This window comes from Zarconia sp. (assembly GCF_057467645.1).
This window is the reverse complement of the sequence record NZ_JBRJXU010000066.1, coordinates 1-21,478: the sequence shown is the minus strand read 5'-3', so window position 1 is coordinate 21,478 and position 21,478 is coordinate 1. Positions and strand designations below refer to the sequence as shown.

The window sequence follows — 21,478 nt, the reverse complement described above, 5'->3', positions numbered from 1 at the left end:
GGACAGAAGCCATCGAGTGATGATGTCGTTACGGTTGCACGGATAGGGTGTAATCCCAGCGTTTTCCAGGTTCTGAAGTCCCGATCCAAATTTTATAACGACCGGAGGAGCCATGGTCGAGAGTCATACCCGCGTCCACCCCCGAATCGGTATCGTCAGCACAGTAGAGGGTTTCTTCTTCAATATCCCGAACCAGCAGAGTGGTGTCGCGCCCACCGCTATCGACTTGAAGCTGGAGTCGATCGACATCGCGATCTAGAATGAGAATATAGTCGGGCATCGGGTCGCCAAATCCCAAACAAAGATTCTCATTCTCATCTTTGTTACCCAACACCGCAGGTAGGGACGTCGTACCTCCCGTATATCCTTGAGCAGAAGTCTGCTCGGGGAATGCGATCGAACCAAAATGGGAGTCTTGGGCCCCGCTGGGGAAGATCGCCACCCAGGCAGCAGACAAACCCAAAATGCAATATTTTATACAATATCTGACAGCCGTTGAGGAGGAAGTGTTCACGATCGCGATGGTGCCTTGAGAAACGAGTAGCCATCGGGCAACGAGGCGAGTATCAAGAGTCGTAAGACCCGAAGGAAAGTATCTCCACCATACTAAAGTTGGTGCGGCGATCGAGTTGTCAAAGTGACAATTTTTACTCTGCCACATTGACCCATTGCCATCTAATTGAGTCCGTTGCATGACGGAAATGGAAAAAAAATAGCAATCGAAAACCTATCAGTCAAGGAGTCGAGATGGCGCTCGTTATAGTGATTGTAATTAGTTTTATCGGCTGGATTTTTACCGATATTTTTTTAATTATTCCGTTACAGTTTTTAAGCTGGCTCAGTCTGCCAAATTGGTTAGGGATTTCAGTAGCAATTTTAGTATTTTCTTGGCTGCTCGATGAATAAAAATATAGAGATGAAAACTAGGTATAATACTTCACCATCAACAAACAATTTCGATCGGGTGCGATGCGAGTATAGGTGAGGCGATCGACAATGCTATTCATAATTTTCAAACCCCGTCCTCCCGTGGCTTCGAGGTCGATCTCCGCCGGCAGTGTCTTGAGCTTTTCCTCTAGATTAAAAGGCGGTCCGTAGTCTAAAATACGAATCTCTAGAGATTGTGGGGACTGGGTGACTTCAATTTCAATGGGTCGATCGGAAGGCTGGTTCTTGTGCGCGTGACGCACGGCATTCGTAAAACCTTCTGCTAAAGCCGTCTTACACTGCAACCAAATTCGTTGAGAGACGTAAGGAGACTCGAACCGATCGAACCAGGATAAAACGCGAGCGAGATCGGCCAGATTGGTGCCAACTCGTAGGAATGCTTGGTGGTGAGATGGAAACTTACTCGAATCTTTCAACTCGCTCACATCCTTTTTTTGCTAATCTGCTTGTGGTAGCTTCTCTGGCTTTATGACTCAAATTCTCCTGATCGATGATGACCCCACGACTCGGCTAGTTTTGAAGCGGGCGCTAACAAAGCAAGGGTATAAAGTCGCCGTAGCACCGAATGGCGAGGAAGGGGTCGCGTCCGCCCAGGAATTACGACCCGGTCTGATTATTTGTGACTGGATGATGCCCGTTATGGATGGGCTAGAAGTTTGTCGGCGAGTCAAAGCGAATCCGGAGTTATCCACAACTTTCTTTATTCTACTGACTGCCCGTGGAGCGATTGAAGATCGGGTCACGGGATTAGATACGGGGGCTGATGAGTTTTTGGCCAAACCGATCGAAATTAACGAGCTACAGGCTCGGGTCAGGGCAGGTTTGCGCATCCATCAGCTCAGCCAAGACCTGCAACGACAAAAGCAAATGCTAGAAACGGAGTTGAACGAAGCAGCAGATTACGTTCGCTCGATTCTCCCGACTTCGATCCAGGATGCTCCCGTCACCATTGACGCCCGATTTATTCCCTCCAAACAGCTAGGGGGGGATTGCTACGATTTTGAATGGCTCGATCCGAATCATTTAGCAATCTATCTACTCGATGTCTCGGGGCATGGGGTGGGTTCGGCACTGCTGTCGATTTCGGTTTTGAATATCTTACGCTCGCGCTCTTTACCCAATACCAGCTTTTACAAACCAAGTGAAGTTCTCAACGCGCTCAATCAAACTTTTCAAAGGAGCAGCAACAGTGAGTTTTACGATGATAAGTATTTTACAATCTGGTATGGCGTTTATCACATCAAATCCCGTCAACTAGTATACGCTAGTGCGGGGCATCCCCCAGCCATCTTAGTGATGCCTTCGGTGGGCGAGGGTCTTGAGATCGATCGACTCAAAACCCCAAGCATCCCCATCGGGATGTTTCCCGAATCCGAGTATTCTTCCCAAGAATGCAAAATTTCGGCAGCCAGTCGGCTGTATATTTTTAGCGATGGCGTCTATGAAATTCAACAACCGGATGGAACGGTTTGGGGATTGAATGCTTTTACAGATTTACTGGCAAGCTACCCAATCGGTAATGGCGATACTCTCGATCGACTTCTGAGTTACGTGCGCGCTCTAAATCCCAACGATGTTTTAGATGACGATCTCTCTTTACTTCAGCTCACATTTCTCTAACTGAATTGACTCCGAGTCGAGTGTATTGATGCCGATCGTTCTATGATTTTTCAATTGAAAAAAAGAGTTCGATCGACGAGTTAGAAACCTCGTTTTCTCGTTGATTCCTTTTTTCGCATTAGAGTCACGTTTTAAGAAGGTTCGATGTTAATCCCAGTACGCTCGACCCCTGCATCGAGTTCTAAAATATCGAACTAGGTGACCTTATGCACTTCGCGATCGAATTCTTCTCGATTGGCAAAAACTTTAAACACGCGGTCCATACTGGTTAGCTCGAACAAAATTCTCACCTGGTCGCTAATCGAGCAGATAAATAACTTCGCTCCTGAAGAACGAACCGTTTTGAGTGCGGAGACTAAAGACCCCAAACCCGAACTATCAATAAATGTCACATCTTTTAAATCAAGCAGAACAATTTCCGCCCCAGCTTCCAAACAGTCATTAATTTCTCGACGAACCTGATTAGCTTTAGAACCGTCTAAAAGACCTGTTGGTTGAACAACTTTGACATCTGGATTCATAAGTTTGAAGTGTGTTAAGTCGAGCAGTTCACTGAACATTTTAAATTATATTGGAAACTGGGGCGTGCCTTCTCCCATCAATCGATTGTAAACCTCTCGATGATGTTAGGGTCGCGATCCGGAATCGACAGAGGTCGAGACGAGTTGTCGTTTGCCCAGATTTGGATCGTGACGGCGTCGCTCGGGTCGCGAGCCTTCCTCCTCAGATTCTCCACCGGGAAGCCAACCCAAAATCTGAGCCGCTAAAAGCATCAGGTAGAGCGGATTGAGCAGCAAGTACCGCTTCCACAGACGAATCGGTTCTTGGGTGAGGCGAAACAGCCATTCGAGACCCGCATTTTGCATCCAAACAGGTGCGACGGGAAGATTGCCAGAGTGGAAATCGAAAGCCGCACCGATGCAAATCAGAGGACAATCTAACTGATGGCGATGCTCGAAAGCCCACTTTTCTTGTCGGGGACAGCCCAAGCCGACAAAAACAATACTCGCGCCCGAATCGCGAATGCGATCGATGTATTCTGCTTGTTCTGCATCGCTCAGGGGACGAAACGGAGGAGAAATGGTGCCTGCAATTTTCAGGTTGGGGAATTGGCGCTGGAGGTTGCTGTGCAACTTCTCTAAAACCACTTCGGTCGACCCATAAAAAAAGACGCTCAAGTTTTCCTCCGCGGCACGCTTGCACAGGTGCAAGGTCAGAACCGGACCGCAAACGCGATCGCGCAAGGGCATATCTCCAGGTTGGCGAAGTAGGTTCAGCGCCCAACGCACGGGCTGTCCGTCGGGGGTCACCATCGTAAATTGATTCAGATAACGACCATGGTTGCGATCGAGGTACCCAGACATAATCCCGTGGACGGGAGTTGGAGCAACAGTACAAGATTGTCGCAGTTTTGCGTTTTGAATGATGAATTCCGTCGCGTCTCGGTAGTTGGTTCGGCTGACTCCAATACCCAAAACACTGGTTTTGTGTGGAGGTGGGAGTAATGTTTTAACGTTCATGGGATCTGAAAATTTTTCTCCAACGGTTTTAAGGTAAACCATCACCGAACGAGATACGATCGTCCGGTAGACAATTGGTAGAATGTACCCCACTATAAATTATGTTGTGAGTCGCTCGTGAGTCATGCGATCGCAATCTTTAATTTGAAATAACTTCGAGTGCACGACAACCTCGATTTTGTCGAGATGCGAGAACGGTACGATAAATGCCGATCAGCTGGCGATAGTTTTCTTCTTCAGTATACTTAGCTTCAAACTCCCGCCGAGCAGCAGCTCGCATTTTCGCGCCCTCTTCAACATTGGCTAACATCCATTCCACTTGTCGAGCTAAATCGGCGCTATCTCCCGGTTGAAACAGCAACCCCGTCCGACCGGAATCGACCAATTCAGAAATCGCCCCAATATTCGCCGCGATGACGGGAGTCCCCTTCGCGAAGGCCTCAACGGCAACGCGACCGAAGGTTTCGTACCACTCCGAAGGAAAAACCAAAAACATGGCTTCTCCCATCAGTCGATACACTTGGGGCAGAGGTTGACGACCCAACCACTCGACTTGGGGAAGATCTCGGCTCAGTTGTCGGACTTCATCGGCTAAAGGTCCCTCTCCGACAATTTTGAGCGGGACGGAAACCTTCAGGCGTTTCCAAGCATCGAGTAGGGTTCCCAATCCCTTTTCGTGGCTGAGGCGACCGACAAACAGCGCGTAACCGCCACTGCCAGTCCCGACCCCCGGATCGGGGGCAACAAAATTGGGTTTGACGACCATTTTGGGTTCTGGCAAGCCGCCTTCGAGCAATTTTGCCTTGGCAAATTGACTGATGGCAATGTAGCAATCGACCATTTTCGTCCAGGTTCCCAGACCTCGGTGAGTGGCTATCATTGCCGCGACGGCTGCCGACCCCGCCCGGTTCCCTCGATAGCAACCGCGCACGACCCCCGGCCAGGGAATTCCCTTCCCCATGCAGTCTTCGCAAACTTTGCCATCCCGAAAAAATTGGGCGTTCGGGCACAAAAGCCGGTAGTTTCGCAGAGTTTGAACGACCGGAACCCCCACTGAGGAAGCGGCATAGTAGACCGAAGGTGAAATCAGCGGAAAGAAGTTTTGAACGTGAATGAGATCGTATCGATCTTTTTGTAGGATTTCGCGAACCGAGCCATAGGTGTCTTGAGACCAGATCGTTCTAGCCGCGACTTGCACTTTGTTCAGTTCGGCAATTTTCTCGTTATTTTGCTCGTAGACATCAACCTGATGTCCTCTCTCTCGAAGTAGACGCTCCTCTGCTTCGCGGGATTCATCTTCGCCGCCGCGAATTTGATAGCGGTTGTGTACGCTGAGAATTCGCATGGTATTCTCTTCTCCGGATTATTCCAATGCGGTGCGTGCAGACATTAGCCTACCTCTATTTCCACTGTAGTCTTTACGAGTTTGGGGTCGCCCCCGTAAATTCCCCAGTTTTTTTCCCAGAACTGTTGCTATGAGTGGAAATCGGCGATCGAGATTGGGCGAGTTTTCCGGTGCGGGTGGCTGCAGGGCGATCGTGATTTCTTAAGGGTAAAGAAACCCGATCGCATTCCCACGTGTTTCTCTGGTGAGGAAAATTACCGATCTGAGATACTCACGGATATTGAATTTTGCAGTGGTTGGATTGGTGGGGTACACCCATTAAAGATCTGGGTGCAGAAAAGCTGAATGACATTGAGATTTGTAAATCAACCCCAGTTTTCACCAGATGATGAGTTGGGTGGATTTACATTCGGTTACAGAACTGAGGATTTTAGCCTCGATCGAATGACTGAATTGGGGTCAGGGGACAAGAGGAACAAAGTCTGCACCTTACCCGTTTTCAAAGCCCGATCGACTCGCAAATTGAAGCTCGATCGGGAGGTGCGCGATCGAGGGGCATAGGTAATTGGGTTTGAGCTTGTTTTCGCAGGGTTGACAAGAATCGGAATGGTTTCATGCATTCACCTCTTTGAGTTGGCAATTCACCTTGATACTCGACTTAACACTTCGATAGCTTAAGGCTATTGTTAAATATGAGATCTATATATGAACTTCAAGTGAAAAATAGATGATCGAAGGTGAACTTAAGATGAGATATTTCTAATATTGAGGGTAGATCGAAAAAATAGATCGAGGTCAATATTGAGTGCAAAACACTCTGAAATCAGCGACTGATGGCTGAGACATGAAGACTTACTTAAAAAAATAGGTCTTTTTAATTCCCCATTGCCCGTTTCACATTACTCAAAAATTTTAAGAAAAAGAGCACAAACGGCTATAATTTTTAGATGGGAAAATCGAGTGCGTTGTTTTCAGCAAACGACTGATACCAATTCTATGTGAAGCGGCCTCAAAAAAATGCGCTCACAAGCTTACTGGGTCAGAAAAAATTTAGCGCAGCTTCATGGAGAAACGGTATGACAGCGAATACCTGAATACTTAGCTTAGAACAACCCGCAATTTTTCAAATATCATTCACCTTGTGCGTCTAAGTCCGTTTCCAAAGCTGGAACGAGGGTATCCGTCGTGCGGATAATTTCTTCAGTGGAAATGGTTTGAGGATCGAACACCGCATCCAAGGCTTCTTCCAACGTCGGTGCCATCACAATTTCATCTTTATAGGCAACAATGACGCGAACGAGTGTCGGTAAACTATTTTGTTCCGCTTCAAGGTAAATCGGTTCGACGTAAAGCAAAGAACTCTCAACGGGAATCACCAACAAATTCCCCTTCACGACCCGCGAACCTTGCTGATCCCAGAGGGAAAATTGCTCGGAAATCGGGGGTTGTTGGTTAATTCGGGCTTCGATTTGCTCGGGACCGTAAACAAGTTCTTGTTTGGTAAATTGATACAGGAGTAATTTGCCGTAGTTCTCACCATCCGATCGACCTGAAAGCCATGCAATTAAGTTACTGCGATTGGGAGGCGTAAACGGATTGAGCAGCACGAATTCTTCCGAACCGGCTGTGGGTAATTTCATGATGAGATAATAGGGTTCGACTTGCCGGGGTTCGTCGCGATAAATTTCCTTCGGAATCTGCCATTGGTCTTCGCGATTGTAGAAAACCAGGGAATCCGTCATGTGGTAAATGAGCAACCGTTCTGATTGCACTTTAAAAATATCGACGGGATAGCGAATATGACTGCGCAGGGTTGTGGGTAACGTGTCGAGGGGTTGGAAGAGGTTGGGAAAGATTTTTTGCTGAGTGCGGACGATGGGATCGTCGGGATCGGCAACGTAAAACTTCACCGTTCCGTTGTAGGCATCCACCACCACTTTCACCGAGTTGCGAATGTAGTTAAATGAATTCTCCCCAGGGTCGGAATAGGGATAGCGATCGCTGGTGGTATAGGCATCGATTATCCAATATAAATAGTGAGGGGAGGCGCTGCGTTCTTCGGGGTTCTCCAAATTAGCATCGGCTACCACTAGATACGGCTGGCTGTCGTAACGCAGAAACGGGGCGAGGTAGCGAACGCGATCGGCAATGTTACGTCGAAATAGTAACTTCGTTGTCGGTTTCACCGGCGTCCACAGCAATCGCCAATCCTGCAAGTATTCCGCCAACAGCCATCGCCGTAACGGGTTTTTAACGCTAATGCCTCCCTCTCCGTTGTAGGTGTTATATATATTTTCGGTGCCCCCCGGATAATCGAACTCTAGGGTATCCGTTGAAGTTAACACGTAGGAATTGGTTAGTTCGCCGTAATAAATTCGGGGAAAACCGAGGGGAATACTCGATCGAATATTGGCATCGGCCGTTTCGATGGGGCTATCGGTCTTCTCGTTCCCAGCCGGTCCGGTTCCGATTCCTTTGACAAAATATTGAGGTAACCCGCTAGAGGCAACCGCATTCACCGGACTCATGGTAAATCCAAAACCGTGGGTGTAGATGAGGTGTTGGTTTACCCAGGTTTGAGCTTGTTCGGGAAAGGCGCTCAAGTCCAATTCGCGGGCGGAAATTCCGACTTGTTGCGAAGTGACCGATCTCGGATTTTCTGGGGTAGGGTTGCGGCGGAGGGTGTAGCGATCGAGGTGGGCGCTGTTAAATCGGTAGTACAGTCGAATTTGCTGCAGTTGGCGGTTGGCATCGAGGAGAGGACGAGTATCCCACAGGCGGATATTTTCCAGGGTGGGGGCATTAGCCTTCAAGACTTCCGGAGTGAGTTCTCCGGTGGGATCGAAGGGTTGAACTTCGATATTATCGAGGTTGAAACTGGCGCGCGTCCAACGAATACTGCGATCGAGGTAGGGCTTTTCAACCGCCAGTTCGTTCGGCTGTACCGCCACTCGCTGCACCAAACCCGGCACACCCCAACCCAGAACGATCGCCGCGATGAAGTAGCCGCCGATGGGGTAAACCAGGGAAATGGGGCGTTTGGGTTTGCGTCGTTGCAGGGGAAGGATCGTTCGGGGTCGGTTGGGGGGGAAGATGGCTTCTCGCAGTAAGAGAAACGCCGCCACCAATGCCGCGATACTCAAGATACCGTAAACCGGCAAGCGCACCTTCACATCGGTATAGCTGGCCCCGTAGATGATGCCGGAGGTGGAATAGAGGAGTTCGTAGCGACGCAGCCAGTACCGCAGGGCGATGGCCAACATCACCACTCCTCCGAGGGCTTGCAGGTGTCGCTGCTGTTGTTGCGAGAAGCCGGGAAACTGACCTTCGCTGAGGGAATTGCCAGAGAAGAGGTAAATGAGGGTGACCGCAGCCAAGGTACAAACCGTCAGCCCGAACAGCCAAAATTCAAAGAGTTGGGAAATGGGCAGACTGAAAATATAAAAGCTTAGGTCTTTCTTGAAAACGGGATCGACCTTTTCAAAGGGAGTGGCATTGAGAAATTGCAAGAATTTAGCCCAATGTGCCGAGAGAATCATCCCGAAGCCCAAACTGAGAATTAAGGCGATCGCACTGGCCCCCACTCGGGTGGAGTAGAGAAAGGCACTGGGAACGGCCACCAGAACCGCAATGTGCCAGGGGTTTTGAGGGAGAGCGATCGCCCAATTTAAAAGGGTTTCGGCGTTTAGGCGCGGCGGCAGGGGGGCAGAAATATCGAGCTGCGTCAGGTCCGGATGCCACAAACTCGCCATCACTCCACCGTAATGGAGCAAAATCGAGCCAATCAGACATCCCAAGCCGATTCCAAGTATTAAAATCCACCTCAGTGCCAGGGGTGGGGTGGCTGGAACCCGATCGCCGGTCTCGGTTAATTTTGACGGGGGGGCCGATCTCGGGTCGATTGCATCGAGTTTCTCTCTGGGCCATTCGTTGGGGGCGTATCGCTGCTGGCGGGCAAGCCAAAAATTGCTAGCGCAAAAGGTTAGGGTACTGCCAAAAGCGATCGCCCAGACGGAAAATTGGGTGGTGACGCGGGCGACAAAGGTATTCCAATACCCAAGTTCTTGAAACCAAAGGCTATCGGCAACCAGGTGCGCGCCCAAATCGATCGCCAGCACCAGCCCGATAACCCAAACGATCGAGCTATAGATTCGAGAGCGAAGGCGATCGGTCATGTCATGCCTCGATGGTTGGATGACTTTATTATTGTGACATCTTTAGCTCGATCGATTCTCCTGCGTTACGCTTTGAAAACAATTGCGATCGAACTTGACCTTATCTTTTTCCCGACAGCGAGTATCCATAGCGACCGAGCAGCGTTAGGACTTTCACATAATCCCAATCGCGTAAAAATCGATCGAGACTTTGATAAAATAGATCGGGTTTTCGACCGGATTTGGGATTGCCGATAATGTTAAGCCAATAGCTCAAATAGGGTGCAATCTCTTTTGGGGTGACAAGTCCGGCTTCGATAAACGATTCAAAATATTCGAGGCGATCGAAAAATTGGCTGAAGGCATCGCGAATATAGCCTTGCTTTTCCGTAAATTGACCGTTTCCTAAATCCAGGGCGCGACACAGATCGTCATCGCTCACTTCAATCCATTCTTCCTCGGAAAAGCGAATTTTTCGTCGGTTGTAATCCAACATCAATAAGACATTTTTGATTTGCGCATCGGCTTCAAACTCTTTAAATTTCTCCGCAACAAACTCAGCTCGCTTCCACTTTTGCGCTTCGGCATATTGATACACCCCCAGAGCAAATGTTGCTAAGGCAATTCCCGTACCAATGGTAGAGACGACATCACCGAGCGAGATTTTGGCATCATTTTTAGATGGATTATCGTGACTGAATGCTGGGGAATTCCAAGCGACAAGACTCAGTAAAACGATCGAGCCAAATTTAGCGATCGACGAATAAAAAAATGACCGTTTTTGCAGCACGGTAGTAGAACCTTCAACCAGCCAGATAAGCACTTCCAAATCAATAATTGAACCCCCTTCTGGTGAGGAAGGGGGACTCCGGAAACAGGCAGATCAGGAGAAGAAGGCAGAATCACAACTCACGAACGATCGATTCTCTTTTTCTCCTTCACCTGATTACCGATGAAAATTTCCTACTTCTTCTTCAGCCAGCTAAACATCGCCCGCAAATCTTTACCCACTTCTTCGATGGGGTGTTCGGCTTCCTGACGGCGCATGGCGGTAAATCCAGCCTTGCCAGACTGATTTTCCAGGACGAAATCTCGTGCGAAAGCTCCCGACTGAATCTCGCTCAAAATCTTCTTCATTTCGGCGCGGGTGCGATCGTCCACGATTCGAGGTCCGCGAGTGTAATCGCCGTACTCGGCTGTTGTCGAGATGCTATCGCGCATTTTCGCGAGTCCCCCTTCCACAACCAAATCGACAATCAACTTCACTTCGTGCAGGCACTCAAAATAAGCCAATTCTGGCTGGTATCCCGCATCGACGAGGGTTTCAAATCCGGCCTTGATCAGCGCGCTCAAACCACCGCACAGCACGGCTTGTTCCCCGAATAAATCCGTTTCCGTTTCTTCCCGGAAGGTGGTTTCGAGGATACCGGCGCGGGTGCCGCCAACGCCTTTAGCATAGGCCATCGCCCGATCGCGCGCTTGACCCGTGGCATCTTGGTACACGGCAAACAGGCAAGGAACCCCTTCCCCTTGTTCGTAGGTGCGCCGTACCAAATGACCGGGGCCCTTGGGGGCAACCATGATCACATCAACGCCAGCCGGAGGAACCACTTGACCGAAATGGATGTTGAAGCCGTGGGCAAAGGCTAAGATATTGCCATCTTCGAGGTTGGGCAGAATTTCTTCTTGGTAAACGGATTTCTGCACTTCATCCGGCAGCAAAATCATAATCAGATCTGCTGCCTTGGCCGCATCGGCAACGGTATGTACTACCAGCCCCGCATCTTTGGCTTTCGGGGCAGATTTACTGCCGGGATACAACCCGACAATGACATTGACGCCGCTATCTTTGAGATTGAGAGCGTGAGCGTGACCTTGAGAACCGTAGCCGACGATCGCAACGGTTTTATCGGCTAAAAGGTCTAAATTGGCATCTTCGTCGTAGTACATCCGGGCCATAGGGCATCTCCTTCCAATAGGGGTGGCGTCGATTTGCAGACTTACCATCTTATCAAATCACATTGCGCACCCGAAACTATTCGGGATTGCTCGCAGAAGAATTGGGTGCGGCGATCGGACCGAAAAGATAGCTATATTCAATAGACCTGGAGGAGGAAAAGGGTTAAGGGTTAAGGGTTAAGGGTTAAGGGGGAAGAAATTCATGACTGAACCATAGATATCGATCGGATTTTTGATTTTCGCGCCTATGTCTAATGATGTTAGGAAAATGACGTGAGGACAATTTAGTGCGTTTGCGTGCGCGCGATCGCAAACATCTTGCTCGCATCACCAATCGATCGCGCAAAAAAATGAAAAATCTTCTAACCCGTCTGAATACCGCGATACTCGCTAAAACAGAGCGCGATCGCCGGTGCATCCAGGAACACCCATCGAACTTTAACGACTCGATCGAATAACATCGAAAAAGAAGCGACAATTATCGATGCCCACTCCAATCGAGAAGCGTCTGCCGGGTGCGCGATGGTCGCGATTCTCCCCAGGAGAGGCTTCGCGAACGCATCAGTCTTTCCCCGTCGACGATAAATCTACCGTTACCTTACTTGGGAGGTCGATCGCGCGCGATCTAACGTTTCTCGATCGTCTCCAAAGAGAAGCCACAACCATCGAGCCAAGTCCGATCGAATCAGCATTTACCCCGACTCATTGCCCGAGAATCCCCCAAGAATTTATCTGAGAATCTATGTATCCTCGCGTTTCTGTTATCGTGCCCGTTTACAACGGCGAATCCGATTTGCCCGACTTGCTCGATTGTCTGCGATCGCAAACTTATCCCAAGGAATGCGTCGAATATCTGATTGCAGACAATAACAGTCGCGATCGAACTCTGGAAATATTACAAGCAACTGCCCGAGAGAATTCGATCGCCCTGCATCCAATTCGCGAAGTGAATATCCAAAGTTCCTATGCTGCCCGAAATGCCGGAATTCGCGCCGCCAAAGGAGAGGTGCTGGCGTTTACCGATGCCGACTGTCGTCCCCAACCCCATTGGCTTGAAGCCCTCATCGCCCCCTTCAGCAATCCTCTGGTGGGTTTAGTTGCTGGGGAAATACAAGCCCTGCCAGCGCGCACTCTCCTCGAACGCCATGCCGAACGGCAAGAAACTCTCTCCCAAAAACATACCCTCAATCACCCCTTCTGTGCGTACGGTCAAACCGCCAACCTCGCAGTGCGCCGACAATCTCTCTTGGAAGTGGGTTTATTTCGACCCTATCTCACCACTGGAGGGGATGCAGATTTGTGCTGGCGCATCCTCAAACAAACCAACTGGCAACTGAAATTTGCTAAAGATGCCGTGGTGCAACACCGCCATCGGGCAACCCTGAAAGAATTACAAAGCCAATGGCGGCGCTATGGAGAATCGAATCGATACTTGCACCAACTTCACGGTGTCGATTTGATGCCTGAGAAAACATCGAAAGAATATGGGTTCCGGTTGGCCGGGTGGTTTGTCAAAGAGTTACCGAAACAGACCCTTAAAGCGATCGCCGGTCGAGGCAGTGGTGCCCAGTTACTTGCCGGACCCCTGGGTCTATTTACGGCGCGAGCGCGAGAGAAGGGGCAACGAGAGGCGCACTTACCAGAGAATGCTCGTACCATCGAGTGGTTGGCGCAATAATTTTAGAGCCTTCGCTCTAGGCGTGGAAAAGAGGGGAAGGGAGAAAGGGACAATTTGTCCCCACACTCTACCCACACTCTACACCCCACAGCCGCTCTAAATATCGAATAGAGCGGATGGGATTAGCGGCGAGAACTGCCAGGGGGTTGGGAACTACTGTCCCCGGAATTACCGTTTTGATATGCGATCGTGTCGATGCTGATGGTGGCGACTTCAGTATCTCCGGGATTGAGGGGATCGATGGGGTTGTGATGGGCGTTGGCCGGGGTTCCCGGTAGCGGACTCAAAGCGTGGATGGCCGAGAGGAGGGTAATGCCGAAAGCGGTGAGGTGAATGCGGACTGCGTTGTTTGTCATCATGAGTTTATTGGATGGAGAGGGGTAACTTGCGTTCGTCTAGGTTTATTGTGTCGGTAGGGATCGGAGGAAAAAAGGGGAAACCGTCGAACTTACTCGATCGTCTACCGAGCTAGAGGAAATCGCGTTCGAGCGCGCGATCGCTCCCAATCCCCTAGACGCAAGGCGTTTTACCTTCGGTCGATCGAGCTGCAGATAGATCGAGGTCAGGGTGCAGTTACCCAAATGGCACATTGAGAGATGAGAAATAGAATTGTTTGAATAGTTGTCTGAAATTAGATTTTTAAGAATGCGACCGCTCTTCATTGTGAAGGGTTAACGTTCTTTGATGCAACCAACCCCATGGGTGAAATTCCGGCGATCGAATACCGACCTCTGCCAAAATACAGGGTGGGGGTTAGCGCGCAGCCGGGATGACAGGCGATACGGTCGTTGACTCCGAGGGCTGATGAGTTCTTTTCCCGTATCCTAAAGCTCTATTGCTCGTCAGGGCAATTTTGAGAATCTAACATCACGTCAGTTCGGGATAAAAACTGTCGGTTGGGGGTGGGGTGTAGGGTGTAGGGGGTAGAGTCGGGGGCGATCGCGAGTGCTTAGAGTCGATTAGAACCAGTGGGGTGAAAGGTTTTTCTACTCATGACTCGAATCCACATCAGTACGCTCGACTTTCAAGTATCCTGAACCCGAACTGACGTTAAAATCTAAAATCTAAAATCTAAACTCTATAGCCGTAAGCAGTCAGCTTTCAGCAGTCAGCTTTCAGCAAAGCCTTGCTACTGAGACCTTGTAGCATTGTCAGATGTCCTAACCTCACTAAATACAGCTATAAAATCTAAAATTATCTCCATCCACTATGCGTCGTATCCTCAAAAAAGTCACAACCTTCCTCTCGACCTACTACGCCTATATGCTCGAATATCGGGCAGAGTTATTTTTCTGGGTACTCTCAGGTTCCCTGCCGTTTATTTTGATGGGGATTTGGATGAAAGCAGCAGACCAGGGACAGGTCGGACTATCCTCGATCGAATTTGCCCGCTACTTCCTCGCCGCATTTATCGTCCGGCAATTCAATGTCGTCTGGGTGATTTGGGATTTCGAGAAAGAGGTCGTAGAAGGGAAACTCTCCCCGAAACTGCTGCAACCCATCGACCCCGTTTCCCACCATCTTGCCGGTCATAGCGCAGAACGAGTCGCTCGGATACCGTTTATTTTCGGGCTGGTGTTGTTATTCTTCACCCTCTATCCCGAAGCGTTGTGGTTCCCGACGGTGGAGAATGTCTTCCGATTGATGGCGATCGTCCCCCTAGTGTTTCTGCTGCGCTTTCTGGTGCAATATACCTTTGCTCTGTTTGCGTTTTGGCTCGAACGGGCTAGTGCCATCGAGCAATTTTGGCTGTTACCGTATTTCTTTCTGTCGGGTTTGGTCGCACCGCTGGAAATGTTTCCCGATGCAGTTCGTCAAGTGGTGATGTGGACGCCGTTTCCCTACTTTGTCTATTTTCCCGCTTCAATACTCATGGACTTACCGGTGAATTTCGGGCGAGGGTTGCTGGTGATTTTAGCCTGGATGGCAATCTTTTGGGTCTTGAATCGTTGGTTGTGGCGGCAAGGACTCAAGCAATATTCGGGAATGGGGGCGTAGTCTCGTGAGGAAAAAAAGTGTCTGTTTCTTCTCACCTTTCTTTTCACTTTGTGACCTTTGCGTACTTGAGATCGAGAGACGTTAGATTCTTTTGGGTGAGAAAGGAGTGGAGCGAGAAAAACTCCCTTAAATTAGTAATAGCAACACTCTGGCAATACTAGCTAAGGAATTTCCTTGATAACGTAATTTTAAATAGAGTTACACCTAATAATATGAAGGAATATTATTTCAGTGCATTGCTCCCACGTTCTCTACCAATTAGGAAATATTAGCGTTTTCGTGAGTGCTGCTACTACTGGTGAACGAGACAGATATGAATGAGACAGTTAGATAAACCTCCTGTTTTAACGATTCCAAGAAGTGGCTTGGTATCTGTCAGGGAAGCTTTACTTGCTTCAATTCTTAATTTAGTGAATTTAGGCAATGAAATCAAGACTAAGAAATGAAAGTTTAACCTATAAAAAGTTTCACTCTTGGATTTATGAACTTAAATATACAAATCTTGCCTCTGTTTCTGATTGGAGTTGAGACCCAACTTCGATCGCAAAGGCTAGAAGCCTGATTGGGAAAGCTTTTTGGCATCAAATTCCCAAATATTTATTGCCACTCTCAAATCTAGGACCTGTCATCCTGACTGCCTGACACAAGTGTCATCGGTAGGGTGGGCAGTTCGATCGCTTGTATAAAAGTAAAAGTGCAACCTCCGCACCAAAAACTGCCCACCCACCCCTCCAGAGGTGTCTACCTTTAGCCAAAACCAAAACCGCGATCGGTTGCACGTGGCGTTACTTGAGAGCGAGTTGGGAAAGCTGGGGCAGCAACATTTCAAAAGCTTTCCCCCGATGGCTGCACTGCTGTTTGAGTTCTGGGGGCATCTCGGCAAAGGTCATTTGATGCTGGGGAACGTAGAAAATCGGATCGTAACCGAAACCCCCCGTTCCTCGAGGGGCATCGAGAATTTCTCCAGGGCAAATCCCTTCCACTTCTAGGGCAATTTCTCCGTCGGGACGTGCCAGGGCAATGGCACAAACAAACTGCGCCTGACGTTGGGTTTCTCCCTCCAACTCCTGCAACAAGCGGGCGATGCGATCTCGATCGTTTTTGCCGTAACGGGCGGAATAGATACCCGGCGCGCCATTGAGGGCATCGACGGATAACCCCGAGTCGTCGGAAATCGCCCATTGTCCGGTGGCTTTAGCGACTTCTGAGGCTTTCAGGCGGGCATTTTCGAGAAAAGTGACTCCGGTTTCTTCAATTTCTAAATCTGCCGGTTTGAGTTGTAGTTCCCAATCGAGTCCCGTCAAAAAGGGCTGCATTTCTTTGAGTTTGCCGGGATTACCCGTTGCGAAAACAAGTACGGTCATTGAGATAAATGGATTTGAATAAGGAGATCGGGAGACAGGGGGGCGCAGAAGCAGCACTGCCACGGTCTCACACCCCCATCTATTAATATCATCTTCAGAATTCCCAGCCGCCGCGATCGAGTACAGTAATTTAAAATGTAAATTGTACGACATCAACGCTATGGATCCAGACTCGCTATCGACGGAGATTATACTCTCCAAGTCCGCTCGGTCTCTGGGTAAAGTGCGCCTCGACTGGCAACCCCAACCGGGTCACTATCTCGAACACGAAGGCAAGACCTACACCGTTCTCGAACGCCGCCACCGATATCAGTTTAAAGCCGGTCGCTACCGCCTCCACAAAATTGCTCTCTACGTTCAATCCGCCCGCCGTCCCGATGAGAAAAGTCTCATCGAAGGTCGTTGGGTGATTGGCGATGCGAATTGTCTCTACAACGCTCGTTCTGAATTACTCCGTTGTGCGGTGAATCCAGAAGGACCGTGTCAGGGATGTAGATACTATCAGAAAAAATAGACGATCGCGCATTATCTATTTTCAGATCTCGATCGTGAATTTTTCAAATCAATCATTTTTCGACGAAACGCTGTATTAACAACAACATTTTTTATTTTCTTTTTTGAAGATTTTTAAGAGTACGCGGTGTGCAATCTTTTTGTCAAGCCATATGGTGAGCGAGTCGAAAAATCCCCCATTCCCCATTCCCCATTCCCCATTCCCCCGTGCGGTCAGGTTTTGGATAAACAAGTTGCACATGGCGTAAAATGCCAAAATTCATCAACGACAGTTATCGAAAATTTGTTTGAACTCCAGAAAATCAGCTGTGAATGGATGGCACGATATCGTAAAATTGGCATCCCTCGGACTCGATCGCCAATCTCTCCTTTTACCCAAGACGGAGAGCAACGTTAGCAAGCTTTTGGGGCAACTCGACACCGCTGATTCGGAACGATCGCTACTGAGTGCGGCGGCAATTCTGGGCTTACACCAGCAAGCCGGGCACGTACCAACTGTCAAAGCAGGCGATCGCATTGCTCCCTGTGTCCCCGATCCATTCCCATTTTGCTCTCCTCGCGCGGCGCAACACCTGCAACAAATGCTCGCGGGTGAGTCGGCTAATGAATTTGCCAATGCGTTTGCCAAAGTACTTCCCGAATGGCTGGAGGCGGTGACAAAAGCCCAACAACGGGTTCCGTCAGAATGCTTGCCGCCGTTGCTGGAGTGGGGACGGCAACATCCCCAATTTCGCGCGATTCTGTTCCCGGTTCTCGGCAAGCGAGGATGCTGGCTGGCACAGCAAAACCCCGATTGGGACTACGTTCGAGATTTCAATATCGAACCGGGAACGGAAGCCCAGATGTGGCAGCAGGGAACGAGTGGGATGCGCCAGCAGGTGTTGCAACGGCTGCGTGCCACCGATCCGAGTTTAGCTGCCGAATGGGTAAAATCGTCTTGGAAAAAGGATAAGGCCCCCGATCGAGCAAAGTTTTTGGCGGCGTTTGCGGTAGGGTTGAGTTTGGCAGACGTTGCCCTACTGGAATTGGCGCTGGCGGATAAAAGCAAACTGGTTCGCGCGGCGGCTGCGGACTTGCTGGCGAGACTGCCGCAATCAGGATTTTGCGATCGATCGCGCCAGCGACTGCTGAAGTACGTCACGATTTCTCAAAACCCCTCCCTACAGCTAGATATCAAATTAGAGATCGAACTGCCCAAAACCTGTCCGAAAGAAGCCACCCGCGATGGCATCGTTCCCCAACCCCCGGCGGGGATTAAAGCCCAGCCTTGGTGGCTGTTACAGATGGTGTCGGCGGTTCCTCCAGATTTGTGGGGTAAGTTTGCATCCCCGGCTGCGTGGGTAAAGGCGGTGAAGGGAGAGGAGTATGAAAACGCACTACTGGAAGGATGGGCGATCGCAGCGGCGCGGCATCAAGATGTAGAATGGGCGCGGGCGTTGCTGAAGGTGTTACCGGGTTTGAAAGGGTATGCCATCGGTGGCGAAAATTCGCTCGAGGCGTTGATGCGGGTTCTCCCTGTCGAAGTTCTCGAAGGGGCGATCGTCAATCTCGTGAAATTCGATGGTAGTCGCCTCAGCAAAAATCACCCAGCTGTTTGCCTGTTGCGCCGGTGTCAGCATTGCTGGAGTGCGACACTGACCCGTGCCGTTCTCGATCGGTTCTCCAATGAAATTGCCACGAGTAAAGATAATTATAATTGGGGTTTGCGATCGGCGTTTCTCGATTTTGCCGATGTTATCGATCCGGCGATGGTGGATGAGGCGATCGCTGGTCTGCAAAATGTCGCGAAACCCAGAACCTATTGGGCGCAAACCGTAAATGAGTTTTTAGAGATGCTCCAATTTCGGCGGGCGTGTCGTCGGGCGATCGATGAAATTTAAATTAAATCGCCTGAAATCGAAGGTGAAGCGATTAAATTTGTATTGCCCAAAACGGTGACTTAATAGAATCATATCAAACTGCCTGTCATGGAGTCTTTTAGGGTCTGTTAAATTTGCATTTAAATTGAATTTGGGTTGGAACTAGTAAAATCGACTTTATCATACAGATCGGCAATGGTAATTTCTAGATCGATGGCACTGAGCGTAAACGATGTTTCCATCTCATAATAATCCCGTAATAACCAGCCCTCATTAGTTCGAGTATAATGTTCGATATGAACTGTATATTGGTCTATCGTTAAGTATTCTTCAAAGCTAGAAATCGTCCGATAAGCGCTAAATTTTTCAGCTTTATCGTAGTTGCCAGTCGATTTAGATAAAACTTCAGCAATCAGCAAGGGATTGATAATCGTATCAGTACGTCCCTCTTGAAGTTGCAGCGGATCGCGAGTCACCATTACATCCGGATAGGTGTAACGATTAACTGTAGGAATCCAAAGGCGTTGGTCGGTAACGAAAACATCGTAAGGCTGGCGTTTGAGACCGAAGCACAAAATCGTACAAAGGTTAACTGCAATTCGGTTATGGTTCGGGGTTCCTCCTGTCATTTCGAGAATTTCTCCATTGCAGTATTCGTGCCGGGTATCGGCTTGGATTTCGAGGTCGAGGTATTCCTGGGTCGTGTAAGTTCGTTTTTCAAGTGCAAAGGTCATGGGTACCGATCTGAGTTGTAATATGACTTTCGAGACCTTGGGTTTTTAACTAGTGTAAACAAATTAACTTGATTCTATCGTAGAGATAAAAAAGTATTCAACTATCAACCCAAACTCAATTTTTCGATGGCTGCTGGAAGAGCAATCTTTAGAACGTTGTAAATCCATCGCAATCGACGCTCGAGTAGACATTCTTTATGGAAATAATTCAACTTTTTTGTTCGTCGATTAACTGTTCTTATTTTTACAAGCTTTAGATTCAAGAAACGATATATTATTTTTTTATACTTTAAAAGGGCGAATTAAAAATCAATTCAGAAAGGATTGTTACAATTTTCACAAAGGTAGACCCAAGTTGAAATATTTGCTGATGCTTACATTTTGTATAGCAATTCTGTATGGGGTCAATGTTTATGCAAACCGCTATAAAGTAGCCGATCGCGAAATTGACACTGTAAAATCACTGAGAATTTGAAATGCTTCGTATTCTAGAGATATCCTAGAAACTTCTCCAACTCTCAATCATGCGAAATCGATCCAAACAATCATCGCTTCTCATTTTAGGTCTTTCTCTTGGCTTTTGTGCGACGGCAATTTGTGCGATCGAAGTGGCATTTTCGGCAACGGTTTCGACCCTTTCCCAACAGCTTTCTCAAACTAATCGTGCGTTTCTTCAAGAACCTTTAGATCCATTAGATCCAACAGTATTATTCCAAAAAGGCGATCGCCTCGATGCCGATGGCAATGCGATTTCCGATGTAGCTTTCGATCGCACCGGTAAATATATCGCTACCGCTTCCGATTCCCTGTCTCTGTGGCATCGAGACGGAACTCCCATCGCTTCGGTATTTGACGATAACAGTTTGCCCGTCGAACAAGTTCGCTTCAGTCCCGATGGCAGCCTGATTGCAGCCGCCTTGAACACCCCCGATGAATCTTTTGATTCCCTGATTACCAGCGAATACAGAACTGTCGAACTGTGGCAGTTTGACGGCGAACAACTCCAACCCTTCCGATCCCTTCCTCACGGAGAATGGGTGGAAAAAGTCGAGTTCTCCCCCAACGGTAAAACCATCGCCACTGTTGGCCGCGATCGCACCATTAAAGTGTGGAATCTCAACGGCTGGCAACTCAAAACTGTTTCCGGAGAGGATTTCAGCTTTAGCCCCGACGGTCGCACTATCGCCACCACCGGAACCGACGGAACCGTTACCCTGTGGCAGGTCGGCGGTTGGATTCTGCGCCCAATTCTCGAAATCTCCCACGAAGTCCCCATCACTCGCGTTCGCTTCAGTCCCGACGGCGATCGCATTGCCACCACCAGCGATGATGGAACCATCTTTCTGTGGAGTCGCCAGGGAGAAGCGATCGCCCAGATTAACGGTCACGACGACCGGGTGAATCGCCTCGAGTTCAGCAATGACGGGCGCTGGCTGACCACTGCCGGTGGCGACGGTCAAGTGCGATTGTGGCATTTAGACGGTTTGACGGTCTCCACCTTTGATGGTTACGATGCGGCGTTCAGCCCGGATTCTCGCTTCATCGCCATCGACGACGGCAACTCCAGCATCGGCGTTTGGAATCTGGAAACCTGGAAAAATCAATCGATCGTCAAACCGCGCTACAGTTACGGCAGCCTCTATTTCGGTCCCGATAGCCAAACCCTCGCCTTGACGGAAAATTTCGACGTGCAACTATGGAATGTGGCGATCGACTCCCAGTGATGGGAAAATTAGGAGCAGGGTGAGAAATGACGCTCCAGACGCGGGGACGCGGGGACGCGGAG

20 protein-coding genes are annotated in these 21,478 nt (G+C 49.1%); 9 read left to right on the top strand and 11 right to left on the bottom strand.

Annotated elements, in window-relative coordinates; translation table 11 throughout:
- Positions 1-28: 28 nt before the first annotated feature.
- Together AC2215_RS09950 and AC2215_RS09945 are read right to left on the bottom strand one after the other, a co-directional pair.
- On the bottom strand, positions 29-694 hold the full coding sequence (locus AC2215_RS09950) for a hypothetical protein (protein WP_486809833.1): 666 nt from the start codon (positions 692-694) through the stop codon (positions 29-31).
- Positions 695-923: 229 nt separating this feature from the next.
- Positions 924-1,373 (bottom strand): ATP-binding protein, encoded by a 450-nt coding sequence (locus tag AC2215_RS09945; RefSeq protein WP_486809832.1) that lies wholly within the window; start codon positions 1,371-1,373, stop codon positions 924-926.
- A gap of 43 nt (positions 1,374-1,416) precedes the next feature.
- On the opposite strand from AC2215_RS09945, the gene AC2215_RS09940 reads away from it, so the two are divergent.
- Entirely contained in the window at positions 1,417-2,568 is a 1,152-nt protein-coding gene (locus AC2215_RS09940; protein ID WP_486809831.1) for a PP2C family protein-serine/threonine phosphatase, read from the top strand.
- A 194-nt stretch (positions 2,569-2,762) separates the two neighbouring features.
- On the opposite strand, the gene AC2215_RS09935 is transcribed toward AC2215_RS09940, so the two are convergent.
- The 3 genes from AC2215_RS09935 to AC2215_RS09925 form a co-directional block, all read right to left on the bottom strand.
- A complete protein-coding gene (locus tag AC2215_RS09935) occupies positions 2,763-3,089 on the bottom strand; it encodes an STAS domain-containing protein (protein WP_486809830.1) in 327 nt (108 codons plus the stop codon).
- Between the two features lie 105 nt (positions 3,090-3,194).
- Positions 3,195-4,088, bottom strand: a complete 894-nt coding sequence (locus tag AC2215_RS09930; RefSeq protein ID WP_486809829.1) for a WecB/TagA/CpsF family glycosyltransferase — start codon at positions 4,086-4,088, stop codon at positions 3,195-3,197.
- 139 nt (positions 4,089-4,227) lie between these two features.
- The gene (locus AC2215_RS09925; RefSeq protein ID WP_486809828.1) at positions 4,228-5,433 is read right to left on the bottom strand and encodes a glycosyltransferase family 4 protein; all 1,206 of its coding nucleotides are present in this window, start codon (positions 5,431-5,433) and stop codon (positions 4,228-4,230) included.
- Between the two features lie 345 nt (positions 5,434-5,778).
- Between AC2215_RS09925 and AC2215_RS09920 the strand changes: the two genes are divergently transcribed.
- On the top strand, positions 5,779-5,994 hold the full coding sequence (locus tag AC2215_RS09920; RefSeq protein ID WP_486809827.1) for a hypothetical protein: 216 nt from the start codon (positions 5,779-5,781) through the stop codon (positions 5,992-5,994).
- A gap of 569 nt (positions 5,995-6,563) precedes the next feature.
- Here AC2215_RS09920 and AC2215_RS09915 read toward each other — a convergent pair.
- The 3 genes from AC2215_RS09915 to ilvC form a co-directional block, all read right to left on the bottom strand.
- Complete coding sequence (locus AC2215_RS09915) at positions 6,564-9,608, bottom strand: UPF0182 family protein (protein ID WP_486809826.1); 3,045 nt, start codon at positions 9,606-9,608, stop codon at positions 6,564-6,566.
- Between the two features lie 100 nt (positions 9,609-9,708).
- The gene (locus tag AC2215_RS09910) at positions 9,709-10,410 is read right to left on the bottom strand and encodes a hypothetical protein (protein WP_486809825.1); all 702 of its coding nucleotides are present in this window, start codon (positions 10,408-10,410) and stop codon (positions 9,709-9,711) included.
- Between the two features lie 140 nt (positions 10,411-10,550).
- Complete coding sequence (gene ilvC / locus AC2215_RS09905; protein ID WP_486809824.1) at positions 10,551-11,546, bottom strand: ketol-acid reductoisomerase; 996 nt, start codon at positions 11,544-11,546, stop codon at positions 10,551-10,553.
- A gap of 287 nt (positions 11,547-11,833) precedes the next feature.
- Here ilvC and AC2215_RS09900 point away from each other — a divergent pair, with 287 nt between their 5' ends.
- Genes AC2215_RS09900 through AC2215_RS09890 form a run of 3 tightly spaced genes read left to right on the top strand, consistent with a single transcriptional unit; the run spans position 11,834 to position 13,224 of the window.
- Entirely contained in the window at positions 11,834-12,004 is a 171-nt protein-coding gene (locus AC2215_RS09900) for a hypothetical protein (RefSeq protein ID WP_486809823.1), read from the top strand.
- Positions 12,005-12,030: 26 nt separating this feature from the next.
- Positions 12,031-12,282, top strand: coding sequence for a hypothetical protein (locus tag AC2215_RS09895; RefSeq protein WP_486809822.1), 252 nt, complete (start codon positions 12,031-12,033; stop codon positions 12,280-12,282).
- Positions 12,283-12,288: 6 nt separating this feature from the next.
- Entirely contained in the window at positions 12,289-13,224 is a 936-nt protein-coding gene (locus AC2215_RS09890; RefSeq protein WP_486809821.1) for a glycosyltransferase family 2 protein, read from the top strand.
- Positions 13,225-13,346: 122 nt separating this feature from the next.
- Here the strand turns inward: AC2215_RS09890 and AC2215_RS09885 are convergent, their stop codons facing one another.
- Positions 13,347-13,583 carry a hypothetical protein gene (locus AC2215_RS09885; RefSeq protein WP_486809820.1) on the bottom strand — a complete coding sequence of 79 codons (237 nt, stop codon included), beginning with the start codon at positions 13,581-13,583 and terminating at the stop codon, positions 13,347-13,349.
- Positions 13,584-14,433: 850 nt separating this feature from the next.
- Here AC2215_RS09885 and AC2215_RS09880 point away from each other — a divergent pair.
- The gene (locus tag AC2215_RS09880) at positions 14,434-15,222 is read left to right on the top strand and encodes an ABC transporter permease (RefSeq protein WP_486809819.1); all 789 of its coding nucleotides are present in this window, start codon (positions 14,434-14,436) and stop codon (positions 15,220-15,222) included.
- 785 nt (positions 15,223-16,007) lie between these two features.
- Here the strand turns inward: AC2215_RS09880 and rdgB are convergent.
- Positions 16,008-16,586 (bottom strand): RdgB/HAM1 family non-canonical purine NTP pyrophosphatase, encoded by a 579-nt coding sequence (rdgB, locus tag AC2215_RS09875; RefSeq protein ID WP_486809818.1) that lies wholly within the window; start codon positions 16,584-16,586, stop codon positions 16,008-16,010.
- Between the two features lie 160 nt (positions 16,587-16,746).
- On the opposite strand from rdgB, the gene AC2215_RS09870 reads away from it, so the two are divergent.
- Complete coding sequence (locus tag AC2215_RS09870) at positions 16,747-17,100, top strand: DUF6464 family protein (RefSeq protein WP_486809817.1); 354 nt, start codon at positions 16,747-16,749, stop codon at positions 17,098-17,100.
- 307 nt (positions 17,101-17,407) lie between these two features.
- Positions 17,408-18,979 (top strand): DUF5691 domain-containing protein, encoded by a 1,572-nt coding sequence (locus tag AC2215_RS09865; RefSeq protein WP_486809816.1) that lies wholly within the window; start codon positions 17,408-17,410, stop codon positions 18,977-18,979.
- A 119-nt stretch (positions 18,980-19,098) separates the two neighbouring features.
- On the opposite strand, the gene AC2215_RS09860 is transcribed toward AC2215_RS09865, so the two are convergent.
- Complete coding sequence (locus tag AC2215_RS09860; RefSeq protein WP_486809815.1) at positions 19,099-19,692, bottom strand: Uma2 family endonuclease; 594 nt, start codon at positions 19,690-19,692, stop codon at positions 19,099-19,101.
- A 524-nt stretch (positions 19,693-20,216) separates the two neighbouring features.
- Here AC2215_RS09860 and AC2215_RS09855 point away from each other — a divergent pair.
- Positions 20,217-21,416, top strand: a complete 1,200-nt coding sequence (locus tag AC2215_RS09855) for a WD40 repeat domain-containing protein (protein WP_486809814.1) — start codon at positions 20,217-20,219, stop codon at positions 21,414-21,416.
- Positions 21,417-21,478 lie beyond the last annotated feature (62 nt).